The following is a 17666-nucleotide window of genomic DNA, read 5'->3' as shown; positions in this document are numbered from 1 at the left end:
CCAGGAGCAGCCCCGATGGGACGCATCGTCGTCGACGTCATGCCCAAGCCCGAGATCCTCGACCCCCAGGGCAAGGCCATCGTCGGGGCGCTGCCCCGGCTCGGCTTCGCCGGCATCACCGGGGTCCGCCAGGGCAAGCGGTTCGAGCTCGAGACCGAGGGCGAGGTCACCGACGAGGTGCTCGCCCAGGTCCGCGAGGCCGCCGCCACCCTGCTGAGCAACCCCGTGATCGAGGACGTCGTCCGCGTCGAGGCGGTGCGCTGATGCGGGTCGGGGTCGTCACCTTCCCCGGCTCGCTCGACGACAAGGACGCCGCCCGCGCGGTGCGGCTCGCCGGCGGCGAACCGGTCTCCCTCTGGCACGCGGACGCCGACCTGCACGGCGTCGACGCCGTCGTCCTGCCCGGCGGGTTCTCCTACGGCGACTACCTGCGCTGCGGCGCGATCGCCCGCTTCGCCCCGGTGATGGAGCCGCTCGTCGACGCCGCCCGCGGCGGCCTGCCGGTGCTCGGCATCTGCAACGGGTTCCAGATCCTGTGCGAGTCGCACCTGCTGCCCGGCGCGCTGATCCGCAACGACCACCGCACGTTCAACTGCGTCGACCAGCGGCTGCGCATCGAGCGCACCTCGACCGCCTGGACGAACGCCTACGCCGAGGGCGAGGAGGTCGTCGTCCCGCTGAAGAACGGCGAGGGCGGTTTCGTGGCCGACGAGCGCACCCTCGACGAGCTCGAGGGCGAGGGACGCGTGGTGGCCCGCTACGTCGGCGGCAACCCGAACGGCTCGTACCGCGCGATCGCCGGCATCTCGAACGAGGCCGGCAACGTCGTGGGGCTGATGCCGCACCCCGAGCACGCCACCGAGGCCGGCTTCGGTCCCGACCCGCGCACCGGCACCGACGGCACCGACGGCCTACGGTTCTTCACCTCCGTCCTCACCTCGCTCGCCGAAGGAGCCGTCCGCGCATGACGCTCGACACCGTGTCCGTGGCGGCCTCGACGCCCGGCACCGAGCAGCCCTGGGCCGAGCTCGGTCTGAAGCAGGACGAGTACGAGCGCATCCGCGAGATCCTCGGCCGCCGCCCCACCTCGTCCGAGCTGGCGATGTACTCGGTGATGTGGAGCGAGCACTGCTCGTACAAGTCGTCCAAGGTGCACCTGAAGCGGTTCGGGACGCTGCCGACCGAGACGCCCGTCGGCAAGATGCTCGCCGGCATCGGCGAGAACGCCGGCGTCGTCGACATCGGTCAGGGCTGGGCGGTGACCTTCAAGGTCGAGAGCCACAACCACCCCTCGTACATCGAGCCGTACCAGGGCGCCGCCACCGGCGTCGGCGGCATCGTCCGCGACATCATGGCGATGGGCGCCCGCCCGATCGCGGTGATGGACTCGCTGCGGTTCGGCGCGATCGACCACCCCGACACCCCGCGCGTCGTCCACGGCGTGGTGGCCGGCGTCGGCGGCTACGGCAACTGCCTGGGCCTGCCGAACGTGGGCGGTGAGGTGGTCTTCGACCCCTGCTACCAGGGCAACCCGCTCGTCAACGCGCTCTGCGTCGGCGCGCTCAAGCACGAGGACCTGCACCTGGCGAACGCCACCGGCGAGGGCAACCTGGTCGTGCTGTTCGGGGCCCGCACGGGCGGTGACGGCATCGGCGGCGTCTCGGTGCTGGCGTCCGAGACCTTCGACGAGACCGGTCCGGCCAAGCGCCCGGCCGTGCAGGTCGGCGACCCGTTCACCGAGAAGGTGCTCATCGAGTGCTGCCTCGACCTGTTCGCGGCCGGCGTCGTCGAGGGCATCCAGGACCTCGGCGGTGCGGGCCTGTCGTGCGCGACGTCCGAGCTCGCCTCCGCCGGTGACGGCGGCATGCACGTCTGGCTCGACCGCGTCCCGCTGCGCGACTCCTCGCTCTCGCCGGAGGAGATCCTGATGAGCGAGTCGCAGGAGCGGATGATGGCCGTCGTCCGTCCCGAGCGGCTCGAGGAGTTCATGGCGGTCACCGACCGGTGGGACGTCCTGGCCACCGTGGTCGGCGAGGTCACCACCACCGGCCGGCTCGTCGTGCAGTGGCACGGCGAGGACGTCGTCGACGTGCCGCCGCGCACCGTCGCCCACGAGGGCCCCGTCTACGAGCGCCCGTTCGCTCGTCCGGACTGGCTCGACGGCCGGCAGGCCGACACGTCGGCAGGCCTCGCACGTCCGTCGACCGGCGACGAGCTGCGCGACACCGTGCTGCGGATGGCGGCGTGGCCGAACCTCGCCGACAAGTCGTGGGTCACCGACCAGTACGACCGCTACGTCATGGGTGGCACCGCGCTGGCGATGCCCGACGACGCCGGTGTCGTGCGCGTCGACGAGGAGACCGGGCTCGGCGTCGCCGTCTCGCTCGACGGCAACGGCCGGTTCGGTGCGCTCGATCCCCTTCTCGGAGCGCAGATCTCGCTCGCCGAGGCCTACCGCAACGTCGCGACCGCGGGCGCCGTCCCCGTCGCCGTCACCGACTGCCTGAACTTCGGCTCGCCCGAGGACCCCGCCGTCATGTGGCAGTTCGCGCAGGCGGTCGACGGCCTCACCGAGGGGTGCCGCGCGCTCGGCCTGCCCGTCACCGGCGGCAACGTGAGCCTCTACAACCAGACCGGCGAGACCGCGATCCACCCGACGCCCGTCGTCGGCGTGCTCGGTGTGATGGACGACGTCACCCGCCGCACGCCGTCCGGCTGGCGCGCGCCGGGCCAGAACCTCTACCTGGTCGGGACGACCCGCGACGAGCTCGACGGCTCGACCTGGGCGCACGCGGTGCACGACCACCTCGGCGGCGTGCCGCCGGTGCTCGACCTCGCGCACGAGAAGACCCTCGCCGAGGTGCTGGTCTCGTGCAGCCGCGACGGCCTGGTCGACGCCGCGCACGACCTGGCCGACGGCGGCCTGGCCCAGGCGCTGGTCGAGGGTGCGCTGAGATTCGGTGTCGGAGCGCGGGTCTGGCTCGACGACCTGTGCGAGCGCGACGGCATCACGCCGTTCGCCGCGCTGTTCTCCGAGTCGACCGGCCGCGTGCTGGTGTCGGTGCCGCGCTCGGAGGAGGTGCGGTTCACCGACGTGTGCACCGCCCGCGGACTCGTCCACGCGCGCATCGGCGTGGTCGACGACGCCCCCGGCGACGACGGCCAGCAGTCGCTCGACGTGCAGGGCCTGTTCCGCCTCGGTCTCGACGACCTGCGCGCGGCCTGGACCGCGCCGCTGCGGGAGCGCTTCGGCGACTGAGCCCCTTCTCGGGGGTGTGGACAACTCGGACAGGACGGGCGCGCGGGTGCCTAGGGTCGGGCGCGTCGACACCCCAGGGATCCGCACCAGTCACCGACCAGCCCGACCCCGGAGGTTCCACCCATGCGTCTCGCCCTGCCCTCGCGCGCCTCGCTGCGCCCCGCCCTCGCCGTCGCCGCGGCGGGCCTGCTGGCCGCTGCCGGCCTCGTCGCCACCGCCCCCGCGGCCTCGGCGAAGCCGGCCTTCCAGCTGCCGTTCCCCTGCGGCCAGACCTGGTCCGGCCAGACCCGCACCGGCCACAGCCCGCAGCTGAGCATCGACTTCAACCGCACCGACGACGTGAACGACCCCGTGGTCGCCAGCGCGCCCGGCCGCGTCTCGACCGTCCGCGACCTCGGCGGCACGTCGTACGGCAAGTACGTCGTCGTCGACCACGGCGGCGGCTGGACGACCTACTACGCCCACCTCAGCTCGTTCGCGGTGAGCGCCGGCCAGCAGGTCTCGGGCGGGCAGCGCCTCGGCACCGTCGGCAGCACCGGCGGCTCGAGCGGTCCGCACCTGCACTTCGAGCAGCGCCTGAACGGCGCCGACCAGCGCGTGGTGTTCAACGGCGCCACCGCCCTGTACTACGGGACGAAGAGCTACACCTCGCGCAACGGCTGCGGCGGTGGCGGCACCGGCGCCCCGGGCACGGTGAACACCGCCGGGGCGCCGCTGACGGTGCGCTCCGGCCCGGGCACCGGGTACGCCTCGGTCGGCTCGCTCGCCGACGGGTCGCAGGTGCGGATCAGCTGCCAGACCACCGGCACCTCGGTGACCGGCACCTACGGCACGTCGCGGATCTGGAACAAGATCGGCAGCGGCCGCTTCATCTCCGACGCCTACACCTACACCGGGTCGGACGGCCGGGTCGCGCCGGACTGCTGACCTGCCGCCTGCTGATCCTGCGGCTCGTCCGGCAGGGGGTCGGCCGTCGTGCGCCGCGGACGGCGTACGACGGCGACCCCGGCCGAGAACACCAGCAGCACACCGGCTCCCAGCAGCACCGCCGGCAGCACCAGGGTCGGATCGAGGTCGAGCGAGGTCCACTCGCTGATGCCGGCCAGCGCGGCGACCGCGAGCAGCACCAGGCCCCACACCACGGTGGCCATGCTCGGACCGGACGGGCGGGCAGCGGGACGCGTGGCGTCCGCGGACGTGGTGGTCGCGCTCACCGGGGGGCCTCCTCGACGACGAGCTCGCCCAGCCGGGCGACACCCTCGATGCGGACGTCGACCGGGCCGTCCGGCCCGATCGTGGTGCTGATGTCGCGGTTGCCGCCGTCGCCGGCGCCGGGAGCGGCGACCCGGCCCTCGGTGGTGCTGAGGTCGACCTCGACCGTGAGGTCGTCGGGCACGAGCACGGTCATCGAGCCGAACCGCACCGACGCCGTGAGCGTCGCGGGCTCCTCGCCCTCGGAGAGCGGCTCGACGTCGGTGAGATCGAGCGTGCCCGAACCGAAGTCGACGGCGTAGCTGCGGTCCTCGGTGAGCTCACCGGTCGGTCGCCACTGCGCGTCGTCGAAGCTCGACGACTCGTCGGCCGAGCGCCAGTCCGACAGGACGCCGTCGACACGGGCGTCGCCCCACCCGACGACCACGAGCACGAGCGTCACGACCGCGAGGCCGGTCAGGCCCCCCGCGCGCCGGCCCGTCAGGCCGACGACCACGACGGCCAGCCCGATCAGCGCGAGTGCGGCCACGGCGGCCACGAGCGGGACGTGCACGGGCAGCGGGTCGACGCGGTCGACCAGCAGGATCGCGGCCGCGGCGAGCAGCGAGAGGCCCGCGACGAGCGCGGTCACCGCCGGCCCGGCCGGCCGGCGGCGTGGCGGGGGCGGTGTGACGGGCACCGGGGCGGGACGCGGGGCCAGCGGCCGGAAGTCGGTCGCCAGCTTGCCGAGGTCGACCCGCTCCTGGCCCTTGTCGAGGTCGACCCGCCCGCCCGCGGCGGGCGCCGCGAGCGACGCCGCCGAGGTCGGGCCGGTCGGGCCGCCCGGGTCGGTCGGGCCGTCGGGGCCGGCGACCGGGTCGGTGGCCTGCTCGCCCTGCTGACGGGTGAGCGACCAGCCGATCGCCGTCGCGGCCAGGGCGATGACGGACACCACGACGACGGCGCCGACCCACCCGTCGCCACCCGGCGACCACCACCAGCGACCGAAGCCGCCGAAGCCGAAGAAGATCGCGAGCAGCGAGCCGACGGCGCCGGCGGTGAAGTGGCCCCGCAGCAGGTCCTCGGCGTGGATGCGGCCGTCAGCCTGCGGCAGCAGCAGCCAGGCGACGCCGTAGGCGAGCAGCCCGACCCCGCCGAAGACCGCCAGCAGCACGACGCCGACCCGCACCAGCGTGGTGTCGACGCCGAGGCGGTGCGCGACCGCCGTGCAGACACCGGGACCGGAGCGGGTGCTCTCGTCCGGACGCACGAGGCCGCTGCGGCGCAGGGAGGCGAAGAACGACTGCAGGCCCGACCCACCGGGCGCGCCGGCCCCCGGGCCGGGTGGCGCCCAGCCACCGGGGCCGCCGGGGCCGCCGGGACCACCGGGACCACCGGGGCCACCAGGGCCACCAGGGCCGCCGGGACCACCCGGACCGCCGGGCGGCGGCGTCCCGTAGGTCGGGGCCTGCGGCGGCGGGCCGGGTGCGCCCGGGGGCGGTCCGGGGGGCGTGCTGGTCGGGTCCATGGCGCCAGCCTGCTCGCCGGGCACCCCCCGGCGGGATCGGGGACGACCCTGACGCGACCCCCACCCGCGCCCGGGGTCGCCGGGGCGCGCTGGGGGACGACCCACCTGCCCGGTGCGCCCGCGAGGCGTCAGGATGGGCGGGTGAGCGTCCCGACCGAGCCGAGCGCGCCCGCCGGCGCCCCCCCGCCCCTGGTGCGGCCGGTCGTCGGCCGCAGCGTCGCGGGCGTCTGCGCAGGCCTGGCGGCCCACCTCGGGCTGCCGCTGACGCCGGTGCGGCTGGTCTTCCTCGTGCTGGTGCCGTTCGGCGGGGCCGGCCTGGTGGCGTACGGCCTGCTCTGGGCGCTGGTGCCGCAGGACGGCTCGGCCCGCGCCGCCGCCGACACGCTGCGCACCGCCGCCACCCGGGGGCAGCCCGAGGCCCAGGCGCAGGCCGCGCTGACGCTCGACCAGGTGCGCCGCGCGACCGTCGAGAACGAGCCGGTGCGGCTGCTGCTCGGCGGGCTGGCGCTGTGCGCCGTCGCCCTGTTCCTCGTCGCCACCCGGTTCGGGTACCAGCTGCCGTGGCCGTGGCTCGTCCCGGTGCTCGTGGTGGGCGCCGGTGCCGTGCTCGGGCTCAGCCAGCTCGACTCGGCCGAGCGGACGCGCTGGCTCGAGCCCGTCGGCATCGGGACGCCGGCCGGTGCGCTGCGGCTGCTCGGTGGCCTGCTGCTCGTCACCGTCGGCGCGGTCATGCTGCTCGAGCCCGACCTCGACACCCGCGCCGTCACGCTCGTCGTCGTCGCGGCGCTCGCTGTGCTCGTCGGCATCGCGCTGGTGCTGGGGCCGTGGGCGCTGCGGCTGTTCCGCGACCTCGAGGCCGAGCGGGCGCTGCGCGAGCGCGAGCAGGAGCGGGCCGAGATCGCCGCCCACCTGCACGACTCCGTGCTGCACACGCTGTCGCTCATCCAGCGCCGTCCCGGCGACGCCGAGGAGGTCGCGCGGCTGGCCCGCTCGCAGGAGCGTCAGCTGCGGGAGTGGCTGTACACGTCGCAGCGGCCGGCGCCGGACGCCGGCGAGACCGTTGCCGTCGCCGTGCGCCGGGCGTGCGCGCAGGTCGAGGACGGCGAGGGCGTCCCGGTCGAGGTGGTCGTCGTCGGCGACGCCCCGATGGATCCGCACACGGCCGCGCTGGTGAAGGCGCTGCGCGAGGCGCTGCTGAACGCCGCCCGGCACGGCCGGGTCGGCGTCACCGTGTACGTCGAGTGCGCGCCGCACCTGGTCGAGGCGTTCGTGCGCGACCGCGGCCCGGGCTTCGACCTCGACCAGGTGCCGCAGGACCGGCTGGGTGTGCGCGAGTCGGTGGTGGGCAGGATGGAGCGGCACGGCGGGCGCGCACGTGTGCGGCGCGCCCCGGGTGGCGGCACCGAGGTCGAGCTGACCCTGCCGCGGGGCGAGGCGCCGGCCGGTGCCGCGGACGAGGTGGAGGTGGAGCGGCGGTGAGCCAGACCACGGGCAGGCCCGGAGCGGCGGCGACCGTGCGCGTGCTGCTGGTCGACGACCACGCGCTGTTCCGGTCGGGGGTGCGCTCGGAGCTGCTCGACACCGACCCGGGGCTCGACGTCGTCGAGGAGGCGGGCGACGTCGACGCCGCGATCGTGGCGGTGCGCGGCGTGCGTCCCGACGTCGTGCTGCTCGACGTGCACCTGCCCGGTGGCGACGGCGGCGGTGGCGCCGAGGTGTTGCGCCAGTGCGCGGCGACCACCACCGAGGCCGGCGACCCCGTGCGGTTCCTCGCGCTGTCGGTGAGCGACGCCGCCGAGGACGTCATCTCGGTCATCCGCGCCGGGGCCCGCGGCTACGTCACCAAGACGATCACCGGTACCGACCTCGCGGCCGCGATCCGCAAGGTCGCGGGCGGTGACGCCGTGTTCAGCCCGCGCCTGGCCGGGTTCGTCCTCGACGCCTTCGGCTCGGCCGCCGGCGAGGTGGCCCAGGTCGACGACGAGCTCGACCGGCTCTCGGCGCGCGAGCGCGAGGTGATGCGGCTCATCGCCCGCGGCTACGCGTACAAGGAGGTCGCGAAGGAGCTCTTCATCTCGGTGAAGACGGTCGAGACCCACGTGTCGTCGGTGCTGCGCAAGCTGCAGCTGAGCTCGCGGCACGAGCTCACCCGCTGGGCCGCCGACCGCCGCCTGCTCTGAGGTCGGTGCACACCGCGAGGAGTCGGCGCCGCTTCCGGGCTGGTGGGGCTCCGCCGGCCCATCGACTCCTCGTCCTGTGCACACCGCGAGGTGCCTACGGTGGTGCGGTGCCCCCACGCCGCCGCACCGACCCCGCCGCGGGCTCCGCCGCCGTCCGCGCGTGGGCGGCCGACCCCGGCGCCGCCGACCGGACCACCACCGCCACGGCGGTCCGCTGGTCGCTCGAGGAGCTCGGCGACCGCGCACCCGGCAACAGCGTCGAGGTGCGGGTCGCGCCGTTCGGCGTGGTGCAGTGCGTCGCCGGACCGCGGCACACCCGCGGCACACCGCCCAACGTGGTCGAGACCGACGCCGCCACCTGGCTGGGGCTCGTCACCGGCGCGCTCGGCTGGGCCGACGCGGTGCGCACCGGGCGGGTGCGGGCCAGCGGCCAGCGGGCCGACGTGTCCCCCTGGCTGCCGCTCGTCCGGACCGACGTGGGTACCGTCGAGGGGTGAGCGAGCAGGAGGGGACGGCGTCCCCGGCGGGGGCCCCGCCCGAGCGGCCGCCGCTGGAGCAGATGCAGCGCGGACGCGTGGTGCGGCGTCCCAAGTACGCGGTGTTCATCGCGCTCGGGGTGCTCGTCGGGCTCCTGGCCGCGGGCCTGTTCACCCTGCTCGCGCCGCCGCCCGACCCGACGCTGCCGCCGGAGCGGCTGTACAGCGACCAGCAGGTGCTGGGCTACACCTCGGCGCTGCTCGGCCCGATCGGTGGCCTGCTCGGCGCCGGCGTCGCGGTGCTGCTCGACCGCCGCGGCCGCCGCGGCTAGAGCCCGAACCGGCCCCGGCGCGCCTCGGGCACGAGGTCGACGAACTCGGCGTGCCGCTCGATCCAGCCGCGCACGAACGGGCAGAACGGCAGCACCTGGAACCCGTTGTCGCGCAACGACTCCAGCACGCCCCGCACGAGCGCGGACCCGACGCCCCCGCCACCGGCAGCGGGGTCGACCTCGGTGTGCAGCAGGGCGTAGACGTCCGGGCCGCCGTCGCGTCCCTCCCGCACCTGGTAGGTCACGAACCCGACGACCTCGCCGTCGCGGACGGCCTCGAACCGCTGCTCCTGCGGTGCGTCGCGCACCTCGACGGCGCTCACGCGGCCAGCTCCAGCACGAGGCGGCCGGTGGCGTCCGGGGCGAAGCCCACCCGCGGGAAGTAGTGGTCCTGGTCGGGCATCCGGGTGTCGGCCACCAGGCGCCGCAGGCCCTGGCCGGTGAGCCGCCCACCGTGGCGGTAGACGAACTTGCCGACCGAGAAGTCGCGGAACCGCGGCAGCACGTAGTCGAGCTCGACCCGTCCCTCGCCCTCGCCCTCGTCGCGGACGAGCACCACCCCGACGGTCTCGGTCTCGCGCACGACCAGGAACGCCGACCGGCCGGCGGGCTCGGCGACCCAGCCGGGGTTGTGCTTGTCGATGTCGGCCGCGTGGCTCGCCAGGACGTGGCCGAGGTACTCGTCGTCGGGCCGCACCCGCACCACCTCGTAGGTCGCCTCGTCGTCGCGCGAGCGCAGCAGGCGCACCAGGTGGTACGCGTCGAGCACCGCGATCACCGCGTTCATCGCCACCATGGGCCACACGCCGAGCGCGGCGTTGTAGCCGGTGAGCACCACCGACGCGACCAGGTTGAGCAGGCGGAAGCGCAGCACCCGCGCCTGCGCGAGCGACAGCACCAGCACGGCCGAGCCCACCCAGCCGATCACCTCGAGCCACACGGTCATGGCGCGAGAGCGTACGGGCACGGCACGCCGCGGCTCCGTCCCCGGGTCCGCGCCGTGCGACCATGGGGGCATGCCACGTGGTGACGGCCGCCTGTCGCACGACCTGCTCCCCGGCGAGAAGGGTCCCCAGGACGCCTGCGGCGTCTTCGGCGTCTGGGCCCCCGGCGAGGACGTCGCGAAGCTCACCTACTTCGGGCTCTACGCGCTGCAGCACCGCGGCCAGGAGTCGGCGGGCATCTGCGTCTCCAACGGCGACCAGCTGCTCGTGCTCAAGGACATGGGGCTGGTGTCGCAGGTCTTCGACGAGCGGTCGCTGACCCCGCTGCAGGGCCACCTCGCGATCGGGCACACCCGCTACTCCACGACCGGCGCCAGCCAGTGGGAGAACGCCCAGCCCACCCTCGGCAACACCGCCGCCGGCACCGTGGCCCTCGGCCACAACGGCAACCTCACCAACACCGCCGAGCTGCGCGACCTGGTCGAGCAGCTCTACGGACGGATGACCCGCGGCGAGATGGCCCGGGGCAACACCACCGACACGGTGCTCATCACCACGCTGCTCACCGGTTCGCCCGACCGCACCCTCGAGGCCACCGCGCTCGAGGTGCTGCCGAAGCTGCGCGGCGCCTTCTCGCTCGTCTTCATGGACGAGCAGACGCTCTACGCCGCGCGCGACCCGCACGGCATCCGCCCGCTCGTCGTCGGCCGGCTCGAGCGCGGCTGGGTGGTGGCGTCCGAGACCGCCGCCCTCGACATCGTCGGTGCGTCCTACGTCCGCGAGGTCGAGCCCGGTGAGCTCGTCACCATCGACGAGAACGGCTTGCGCACAGCGCGTTTCGCGGACCCGACGCCGACCGGCTGCGTGTTCGAGTACGTCTACCTCGCGCGCCCCGACACCACCATCGCCGGGCGCGGCGTGCACGCGTCGCGGGTCGAGATGGGACGCCGGCTCGCCGCCGAGCACCCGGTCGAGGCCGACCTGGTGATCCCCACGCCCGAGTCGGGCACGCCGGCCGCGATCGGCTACGCCGAGGCCTCGGGCATCCCCTACGGCCAGGGCCTGGTGAAGAACGCCTACGTCGGCCGCACCTTCATCCAGCCGTCGCAGACCATCCGCCAGCTCGGCATCCGGCTCAAGCTCAACCCGCTGCGCGACGTCGTGCGCGGCAAGCGCCTCGTCGTCGTCGACGACTCGATCGTGCGCGGCAACACCCAGCGCGCGCTGGTGCGCATGCTGCGCGAGGCCGGTGCCGCCGAGGTGCACGTGCGCATCTCGTCGCCGCCGGTGAAGTGGCCGTGCTTCTACGGCATCGACTTCGCCTCCCGCGCCGAGCTGATCGCCAACGGCCTGGCCGTCGAGGAGATCTGCTCCTCGCTCGGCGCCGACTCGCTCGGCTACATCAGCGTCGACGCGATGGTCGCCTCGACCGAGCAGCCCCGCGAGCGGCTGTGCACGGCCTGCTTCACCGGCGAGTACCCGGTGCGGGTCGACCAGGCGTCCGACCTGGGGTTCCTGCCCGGCCAGACCGAGCTGCCGATCGGCGCGGTCGACGCCGACGGCGTCGGCACCGGGGTGTCCGGCGGCGCCGGCGACGCGCTCGCGCGGCCCTGAGCTTCGTCAAGCACGACGCGGCGGCACCGCCGGGCTTCTTCGAGGCCGAGGCGGCGGGCCTGCGGTGGCTGGCCGACGCCGGCGGCGCGCCGGTCGTGCAGGCGCTCGAGGTGCGTCCCGGACGGATCGAGCTCGAACGGCTCCACCCGGTGGCGCCGACCGCCGCCGCCGCCGAGGACCTCGGTCGGGCGCTCGCGGCCACCCACGCGGCAGGCGCCCCGCACCACGCGTGCGGCCCGCCGGGGGTCACCGGCGACGGGTGGATCGGACGGGCGCCGCTGCCGTTCGCGGACGCCGACCTCCCGGCGGCCGCCGCCACCGCCCGGTTCCGCTGGCGTCCGTACCTCGACGCCCTGGACGGGTCGGGCCGTGCCGACGTCGAGGCGCTGGTCGAGCGCGCCGGGCGCGACCCCGACCTGCTCGGGCCGACCGACCGGGTCGCCCGGCTGCACGGCGACCTGTGGTCCGGCAACGTGGTGTGGACGGCCGCCGGGGCGGTGCTCGTCGACCCGGCGGCGCAGGGCGGGCTCCCCGAGACCGACCTGGCGATGCTCGCCCTGTTCGGCCTGCCGCACCTGGACCGGGTGCTCGCGGCCTACGACGAGGTGGCGCCGCTCGCCGGCGGCTGGCGCGAGCGCGTCGCGCTGCACCAGCTGCACCCGCTGCTCGTGCACGCGCACCTGTTCGGCGGGGGCTACCGGGCGCAGGCCGCCGCGGTGGCTCGCCGGTACCGCTGAGCGTGCGGGCGACGACGACGCGCGTCAGTACCGGATCGCGTCGATCACCTTGACGCGCACGGCCATCACGGCCGGGACGAGCCCCGCGAGCGCGCCGACGGCGGTCGCCGCGACGAACGCCTGCACCGCCGCCTGCCACGGGAACGGCGGGTCGTCGGAGATCGCGAGGTCGGGCGGCAGCAGCTCCAGCGGCGCGTTGCTCACCACCGCGACCGCGAGGGCGATGCCGACCAGCCCGGCCAGCGCGGTCGCGACCACGCTCTCGAGCATCACCGCCGCGAAGATGCGTGAGCTCGAGGCGCCCAGGGCCCGGCGCACACCGATCTCGCGCACCCGCTGGCGCACCGTCACCACGCCCACGTTCAGCACGCCGAGCGAGCCGAGGAACAGCGCGAACAGCGACAGCCCGAGGATGATCAGCTGGATCACGGTGAGCACCGTCGTGAGCGTGGGGTCGGTGGCCGGGAAGACGTCGGCCTGCAGCCCGTCGGCCCGGGCCAGCGCCGGCACCTCCTGCACCAGCCGGTCGGTCTGGTCCGGCGGCACCCACACCTCGAGGCTGCCGCCGTCGGCGCCGACGCCGAGCGAGGCGCCCCCGGCCAGGTCGGTCCACAGCGCCGGCGACCACTCGTCGCGCTGCACGGTGCCGACGACGAGCACGGTCTGCTCGCTGCCGGGCACCTGCACCTGGTACGGCGGCGACCGGTCCTGGGTGCCGACCAGCTCGACCAGCTGCTCGTTCGCCACCACGGCGGGCAGCAGCCGCTCGCCGTCGCCGTCGGCGAGCCAGCGCCCGGACTCCGTGCCGATCCGGTGGATGACGGCGTAGTCGGCGTCGACCGCGACGACCTGCACGCCCTGCCCGGTGAGCGGGTCGGTGGTGAGCTGGCCGTACCGGACCTGCGAGGAGTACTCGATGCCGTACCGGGCGACGAGCGACTCGTAGAGGCGCCGGGGGTCGGCGGTGGCGGCGCCCGCGTCGGTGCCGTCCCCCATCGGGTAGGCGGAGATGTTCACGGTCGTGTCGCGGCCGGCGAACCGCTCGGTCTGCTCGAGGACGATCTGCCGCAGCAGGAACCCCGCCGCGGTCACCACCGTCATCGCGAACACGGCGAGGACCACCCCGACGAGGGACAGCACCACCCGGGCGCGGTGCACGCGCACCTCGTCCCAGGCCTCGAACAGGCTCCCGGCCCACCCCGTCACGGGACGAGCCCGCGGACGGCGGTCGCGGCCTCGAGCCGGTCGCGGGGGATGGGCGCCAGGTGCCCGTGGTCGAGCCGCAGCGCGCGGCCCGCGCGGGCGGCGACGGACAGGTCGTGGGTGATCGTGACGAGCGTGGTGCCCTGCTCGCGGCAGACCCGCTCGAGCAGGTCCATCACCTCGGTGCCGGTGTCGACGTCGAGCGAGCCGGTGGGCTCGTCGGCGAGCACGACCCGCGGGCGCCGCACGAGCGCGCGGGCGATCGCCACCCGCTGCTGCTCGCCGCCGGACAGGCTCTCCGGGACGGCACCCGCGCGGGCGGACAGGCCGACCTGCTCCAGCGCCTGCCGGGCCAGCCGGTCGCGCCGCCAGAAGTCCGCCCCGCGCGCGTAGAGCAGGGGCACGCCGACGTTCTGCGCCGCGGTGCGCCGCGGCAGCAGGTTGAACTGCTGGAAGACGAACCCGAAGGTCTCGCCCCGCAGCCGGGCGCGGGCGCGGGCCGACGTCGACGCCGCCGACCGCCCGTCGATCTCGTACTCCCCGGCGGTGGGGACGTCCAGCAGCCCGAGCAGGTTGAGCAGCGTCGACTTCCCGGAGCCGGAGCGGCCGACCACCGCGACGTGCTCGCCGGTCGCGACGTCGAGGTCGACCCCGGTGAGGATCGGCAGGGGGGAGCCGTCGGGCAGCCGCGCGACGCGGTGCACGTCGCGCATCACCAGCGTGCTCACGGGACGCCCGCTGCCTCGTCGTCGACCGGCGCCGGCGGGAACTCCAGCACCTCCTGGCCCTCCTCGAGCCCGTCGACCACCTCGACGACGCTGCCGTCGTTCAGGCCGAGCGTCACCGGGGTCTCGACGGCCTCGCCGCCGTCGGACCCGGCGACCCAGACCCGCCCGGAGTCGACCGAGCCGAGCACCGCGGTGAGCGGGACGGTGAGCACGCCGGTCACCGACCCGACGTCGATGGACAGGTTGACGCTCATCCCGGCGAACACGGTGGTGCCGGGCGGGACGCGGCAGGTGACCTCGGCGGTGGCCGGCTCGGCGGCCATGCCGGTGAACGGGTCGAACGCGGGCTGCTCGCCGTCGGCGGCCTCGGCGGCGCCCGTGCGCAGGTCGGTGCAGTCGAACGGCGCCGGGCCGCCCGGCGCCTGCGCGCTCGCGGCCGCAGGCGGGCGCAGCAGCCGGAACTGCTGGGACTGGGTGAGCGGCGCCCGGACGGTGAGCGTGCCGGGGTCGACGGTGGCGACGTCGCCCCCGATCGAGACCTCCTGGCCCTGCAGCACCGCGAGCGAGTCGAGGGTGCCGGCCGCGCCGGCGACGACGTCGACCCGCTGCACCCGGGCCCGGCCGGGCACGACCGTGACGGTGCCGTCGGCCGCGGTGACCGTGCGGTCGGGCGTCGGCTCGAGCTGCACCTCGACCTGGACGACGGGCGTCGCGGCCTCGACCGCGGCACCGACCCCGACGTGCACCTTGATGACCTTGCCGGTGGCGGTCGAGCGCACCTTGGTCGAGGGGTCGTCGACGACGGTGCCGGTCAGGTCGATGGTGCTCACGACGTCGCCGAGCGCGGCCGGCACGACCGACTGCCCCTCGGTCATCCCGGGCTGCAGCGGCCCGCCGTCGGCCTCCGGCGCCCGGTCGTCGCGGAACGCCAGCACGCACAGCGCGACGGCGATCACCGTCCACACCAGCAGCCTCGCCACCGGCAGCACCACACCGCGGAACACGCCCACCACCACACCCCCAGCCGCGACGGCCCCCGCCGTCGTCCGCCCCGACGCTAGACCTCCGGACGCGCGGGACGCGGTAGGCGATCGCCGGGTCGCGGCCCCGTCCTGCGACGCTTCCGCGGGCGGGCGCGGTCTGGTAGCGGGTGGCCGATACCCTCGGGGCGTGCCTCAGGACTCCTCGCCCGAGCCCGTCACCTACGCCTCCGCCGGCGTCGACACCGAGGCCGGTGACACCGCCGTCCGCCTGATGCGCGAGGCCGTCGCCGCCACCCACGACGCCCGGGTCGTCGGCGGGCTCGGCGGTTTCGCGGGCCTGGTCGACGCCTCCGAGCTGCTCGGCATGCGCCGCCCGCTGCTGGCGACGAGCACCGACGGCGTCGGCACCAAGGTCGCCGTCGCGCAGGCGCTCGACGTGCACCACACCATCGGGCACGACCTGGTCGGCATGGTCGTCGACGACATCGTCGTGAGCGGCGCGCGCCCGCTGTTCATGACCGACTACATCGCCTGCGGGCGCCTGGTGCCCGAGCGGATCGCGGACGTGGTCCGCGGCATCGCCGAGGCCTGCCGGCTGACGGGCACCGCCCTGGTCGGCGGCGAGACGGCGGAGCACCCCGGTCTGCTCGGCCCGGACGAGTACGACGTCGCCGGCGCGGCCACCGGCGTGGTCGAGGCCGACGAGGTGCTCGGCGCCCACCGGGTGGTCGCCGGCGACGTGGTGCTGGCGATGGCGTCGTCCGGCCTGCACTCCAACGGCTACTCGCTGGTGCGCCGCGTGCTCGAGGTGGCGGGTTGGGCGTACGACCGGCACGTCGACGAACTGGGCCGCACGGTCGGCGAGGAGCTGCTCGAGCCGACCCGGCTCTACACCCGCCCGTGCCTGGCGCTGGCGGGCGACGCCGCGGCGCAGGTGCACGCCTTCAGCCACGTCACCGGCGGCGGGCTCGCGGCGAACCTGGCGCGGGTGCTGCCGGCCGGGCTCACCGCCACGGTCGACCGCGGGACCTGGTCTCCCGCAGCGGTGTTCGGCCTCGTCGCGCGGCTCGGCGGGGTACCGCGGGCCGACCTGGAGCGGACGCTGAACGGCGGCGTCGGCATGGTCGCGGTGGTCGGGCGCGACGGCGCCGACGCCGCGCTCGCCCGGTTGGACGAGGACGGCGTGCCGGCCTGGGTGCTCGGCGAGGTCACCGCCGACGACGGCGCGCCGGCACCGGTCGGCGACGACGTGGTGCGCGGCGCGAAGGGCGTCGACGGCGGCACGGTGCGCACGGTCGGCGAGCACCCGGCGGTCTAGCGAGCCGGAGCCCACCCGCGGACGCACGTCACCCGGCGTCCCGCGGGGACGCCGGGTGCGACCCGGAGGTCAGCGACCGTTCGAGGAGGTCCAGGACCCGTAGTCGTCGTCGTCCCCGTCGGAGTCGACGTCGTCGCTGGGCGGGGACGGCTTCAGCGGATCCCCCCGCAGCTCGCGTTGCAGACGCTCGTAGTCGGTCTCGGGGCTGTAGTACTTCAGCTCCCGGGCGACCTTCGTCTGCTTGGCCTTCTGACGGCCGCGCCCCATGGCGTGACCCCCTCATCGTCATCGCGGGACTGGCTCGACGGCGGCCCCTGCGGTTGGCTTCTCTGCGTCCGACAACGGTACATCGTCGTCACGGGTTCCGGCACATCGGTCGCAGCAGGTCGTGGCGCGCGCCGTCCGGTCGCGGAGCGTGAACGGGCGTCGCGCGTCGTCCCAGGTCAGGGGCTCGCGCGCCGGCTCCGCCGTCACGCTCCGTCCGCGCCGACCACTCCTCGGGTGACACGGCGAGACAACCCGGGGACGACGGTGGCTCACTAGGACGCACGGTGCGGCACGCCGGGGGGCTGCCACCGCCGGACGAGGGGAACGGGGACGTGGGCCAGCAGCAGGACGCGCGAGCTGCGCGCCGCTGGCTCCTGCGCGGCCTGCTGGGCGCCGCGGGAGCCGCCGCTGCGGTGCTGCTCGCCGCGCCCGCCCAGGCCTCGACCGGCACACCCTCGGCCGCGCCGCCCTCCGGCCTGGCCAGCCTGACGGCCGAGGTCACCGGCGCGCTCGGCGCCGGCACCACCGACCTGCTCGGCGGCGTCGCGGACCTGACCGGCGCCCTGACGTCCGGCGTGACCGAGGCCCCCGTCGTGCGCGACGTCGACGCCGTCGGCCAGGTCACCGGCACCGTGCAGGAGCTGGTGGTCGGCGCGACCGGCGCCGTCGGGAGCACCGTCGACGCGCTGCCGGGCACGACGACCGCCGTGCTGACGCCGGTCGACCAGGTCGTGGCCGTCGTGCTGCCGCCCGCACCGTCGTCGCCGACCGCGCCCGTCGCGCCCGTCGCGCCTGTCGCGCCCGTCGCGCCGCTCGCAGACCAGGGTGCGCCGGCTGCGGTCCCGGCCTCCCCGGCCGCCGTGGAGGGTGGTCCCGGGGCCGCGGCCGGTCCGCGGTCCGACGCCG

19 protein-coding genes and 1 pseudogene are annotated in these 17666 nt (G+C 75.6%); 12 read left to right on the top strand and 8 right to left on the bottom strand.

Features of this window, described 5'->3' with window-relative positions; translation table 11 throughout:
• Positions 1–15 precede the first annotated feature (15 nt).
• The 4 genes from purS to ACYVKY_RS13060 all read left to right on the top strand — a co-directional run bounded on the left by purS (position 16) and on the right by ACYVKY_RS13060 (position 4186).
• Positions 16–264, top strand: coding sequence for a phosphoribosylformylglycinamidine synthase subunit PurS (purS, locus tag ACYVKY_RS13075; RefSeq protein WP_460435430.1), 249 nt, complete (start codon positions 16–18; stop codon positions 262–264).
• Entirely contained in the window at positions 264–968 is a 705-nt protein-coding gene (gene purQ, locus ACYVKY_RS13070; RefSeq protein WP_460435429.1) for a phosphoribosylformylglycinamidine synthase subunit PurQ, read from the top strand. The genes purS and purQ overlap by 1 nt, the downstream gene beginning before the upstream one ends.
• Positions 965–3259: a phosphoribosylformylglycinamidine synthase subunit PurL gene (gene purL / locus ACYVKY_RS13065; protein ID WP_460435428.1), complete on the top strand. Its 2295-nt coding sequence runs from the start codon at positions 965–967 to the stop codon at positions 3257–3259. The genes purQ and purL overlap by 4 nt, the downstream gene beginning before the upstream one ends.
• A 123-nt stretch (positions 3260–3382) precedes the next feature.
• On the top strand, positions 3383–4186 hold the full coding sequence (locus ACYVKY_RS13060; protein WP_460435427.1) for a peptidoglycan DD-metalloendopeptidase family protein: 804 nt from the start codon (positions 3383–3385) through the stop codon (positions 4184–4186).
• On the opposite strand, the gene ACYVKY_RS13055 is transcribed toward ACYVKY_RS13060, so the two are convergent.
• Positions 4147–4473, bottom strand: a complete 327-nt coding sequence (locus ACYVKY_RS13055; protein ID WP_460435426.1) for a hypothetical protein — start codon at positions 4471–4473, stop codon at positions 4147–4149. The two genes, ACYVKY_RS13060 and ACYVKY_RS13055, sit on opposite strands and share 40 nt — an antisense overlap.
• Positions 4470–5978 carry a PspC domain-containing protein gene (locus ACYVKY_RS13050; protein ID WP_460435425.1) on the bottom strand — a complete coding sequence of 503 codons (1509 nt, stop codon included), beginning with the start codon at positions 5976–5978 and terminating at the stop codon, positions 4470–4472. The genes ACYVKY_RS13055 and ACYVKY_RS13050 overlap by 4 nt, the downstream gene beginning before the upstream one ends.
• A gap of 141 nt (positions 5979–6119) precedes the next feature.
• Between ACYVKY_RS13050 and ACYVKY_RS13045 the strand changes: the two genes are divergently transcribed.
• From ACYVKY_RS13045 to ACYVKY_RS13030, 4 genes are all read left to right on the top strand, one after another.
• The gene (locus ACYVKY_RS13045; RefSeq protein WP_460435424.1) at positions 6120–7457 is read left to right on the top strand and encodes an ATP-binding protein; all 1338 of its coding nucleotides are present in this window, start codon (positions 6120–6122) and stop codon (positions 7455–7457) included.
• The gene (locus tag ACYVKY_RS13040) at positions 7454–8158 is read left to right on the top strand and encodes a transcriptional regulator (protein WP_460435423.1); all 705 of its coding nucleotides are present in this window, start codon (positions 7454–7456) and stop codon (positions 8156–8158) included. The genes ACYVKY_RS13045 and ACYVKY_RS13040 overlap by 4 nt, the downstream gene beginning before the upstream one ends.
• A 107-nt stretch (positions 8159–8265) precedes the next feature.
• Positions 8266–8655 (top strand): sterol carrier family protein, encoded by a 390-nt coding sequence (locus tag ACYVKY_RS13035; protein ID WP_460435422.1) that lies wholly within the window; start codon positions 8266–8268, stop codon positions 8653–8655.
• Positions 8652–8966: a hypothetical protein gene (locus ACYVKY_RS13030; protein WP_460435421.1), complete on the top strand. Its 315-nt coding sequence runs from the start codon at positions 8652–8654 to the stop codon at positions 8964–8966. Before ACYVKY_RS13035 ends, ACYVKY_RS13030 begins: the two co-directional genes overlap by 4 nt.
• On the opposite strand, the gene ACYVKY_RS13025 is transcribed toward ACYVKY_RS13030, so the two are convergent.
• Positions 8963–9289, bottom strand: a complete 327-nt coding sequence (locus tag ACYVKY_RS13025) for a GNAT family N-acetyltransferase (RefSeq protein WP_460435420.1) — start codon at positions 9287–9289, stop codon at positions 8963–8965. The two genes, ACYVKY_RS13030 and ACYVKY_RS13025, sit on opposite strands and share 4 nt — an antisense overlap.
• A complete protein-coding gene (locus ACYVKY_RS13020; protein WP_460435419.1) occupies positions 9286–9912 on the bottom strand; it encodes a hypothetical protein in 627 nt (208 codons plus the stop codon). The genes ACYVKY_RS13025 and ACYVKY_RS13020 overlap by 4 nt, the downstream gene beginning before the upstream one ends.
• Positions 9913–9982: 70 nt before the next feature.
• Here ACYVKY_RS13020 and purF point away from each other — a divergent pair, with 70 nt between their 5' ends.
• A complete protein-coding gene (gene purF / locus ACYVKY_RS13015) occupies positions 9983–11524 on the top strand; it encodes an amidophosphoribosyltransferase (protein ID WP_460435418.1) in 1542 nt (513 codons plus the stop codon).
• Positions 11521–12261: a fructosamine kinase family protein gene (locus ACYVKY_RS13010; protein ID WP_460435443.1), complete on the top strand. Its 741-nt coding sequence runs from the start codon at positions 11521–11523 to the stop codon at positions 12259–12261. Before purF ends, ACYVKY_RS13010 begins: the two co-directional genes overlap by 4 nt.
• Before the next feature lie 24 nt (positions 12262–12285).
• Here ACYVKY_RS13010 and ACYVKY_RS13005 read toward each other — a convergent pair whose 3' ends face one another.
• The 3 genes from ACYVKY_RS13005 to ACYVKY_RS12995 are packed head-to-tail and all read right to left on the bottom strand — an operon-like array spanning position 12286 to position 15202.
• Positions 12286–13467 (bottom strand): ABC transporter permease, encoded by a 1182-nt coding sequence (locus tag ACYVKY_RS13005; protein WP_460435417.1) that lies wholly within the window; start codon positions 13465–13467, stop codon positions 12286–12288.
• The gene (locus tag ACYVKY_RS13000; RefSeq protein WP_460435416.1) at positions 13464–14192 is read right to left on the bottom strand and encodes an ABC transporter ATP-binding protein; all 729 of its coding nucleotides are present in this window, start codon (positions 14190–14192) and stop codon (positions 13464–13466) included. Before ACYVKY_RS13000 ends, ACYVKY_RS13005 begins: the two co-directional genes overlap by 4 nt.
• Positions 14189–15202, bottom strand: coding sequence for an efflux RND transporter periplasmic adaptor subunit (locus ACYVKY_RS12995; RefSeq protein WP_460435415.1), 1014 nt, complete (start codon positions 15200–15202; stop codon positions 14189–14191). The genes ACYVKY_RS13000 and ACYVKY_RS12995 overlap by 4 nt, the downstream gene beginning before the upstream one ends.
• A 160-nt stretch (positions 15203–15362) precedes the next feature.
• Here ACYVKY_RS12995 and purM point away from each other — a divergent pair, with 160 nt between their 5' ends.
• Positions 15363–16493: a phosphoribosylformylglycinamidine cyclo-ligase gene (purM, locus tag ACYVKY_RS12990; RefSeq protein ID WP_460435414.1), complete on the top strand. Its 1131-nt coding sequence runs from the start codon at positions 15363–15365 to the stop codon at positions 16491–16493.
• A 69-nt stretch (positions 16494–16562) separates the two neighbouring features.
• Here purM and ACYVKY_RS12985 read toward each other — a convergent pair whose 3' ends face one another.
• Positions 16563–16760: a DUF3073 domain-containing protein gene (locus tag ACYVKY_RS12985; protein ID WP_460435413.1), complete on the bottom strand. Its 198-nt coding sequence runs from the start codon at positions 16758–16760 to the stop codon at positions 16563–16565.
• A gap of 332 nt (positions 16761–17092) precedes the next feature.
• Here ACYVKY_RS12985 and ACYVKY_RS12980 point away from each other — a divergent pair.
• Positions 17093–17666: pseudogene (locus ACYVKY_RS12980) on the top strand (hypothetical protein); the annotation flags it as partial.

The sequence above is a fragment of the Angustibacter speluncae genome (assembly GCF_054777815.1).
The sequence above is the reverse complement of the archived record's forward strand: the minus strand, read 5'-3'. Positions and strand labels throughout refer to the sequence as shown.

Bases quoted from the DNA above. Each gene is read 5' to 3' on its own strand.
- purL (WP_460435428.1), top strand. From the start codon at position 965: ATGACGCTCGACACCGTGTCCGTGGCGGCCTCGACGCCCGGCACCGAG.
- ACYVKY_RS13060 (WP_460435427.1), top strand. From the start codon at position 3,383: ATGCGTCTCGCCCTGCCCTCGCGCGCCTCGCTGCGCCCCGCCCTCGCC.
- purS (WP_460435430.1), top strand. From the start codon at position 16: ATGGGACGCATCGTCGTCGACGTCATGCCCAAGCCCGAGATCCTCGAC.
- ACYVKY_RS13020 (WP_460435419.1), bottom strand. From the start codon at position 9,912: ATGACCGTGTGGCTCGAGGTGATCGGCTGGGTGGGCTCGGCCGTGCTG.
- purQ (WP_460435429.1), top strand. From the start codon at position 264: ATGCGGGTCGGGGTCGTCACCTTCCCCGGCTCGCTCGACGACAAGGAC.
- purF (WP_460435418.1), top strand. From the start codon at position 9,983: ATGCCACGTGGTGACGGCCGCCTGTCGCACGACCTGCTCCCCGGCGAG.
- ACYVKY_RS12985 (WP_460435413.1), bottom strand. From the start codon at position 16,760: ATGGGGCGCGGCCGTCAGAAGGCCAAGCAGACGAAGGTCGCCCGGGAG.
- ACYVKY_RS13050 (WP_460435425.1), bottom strand. From the start codon at position 5,978: ATGGACCCGACCAGCACGCCCCCCGGACCGCCCCCGGGCGCACCCGGC.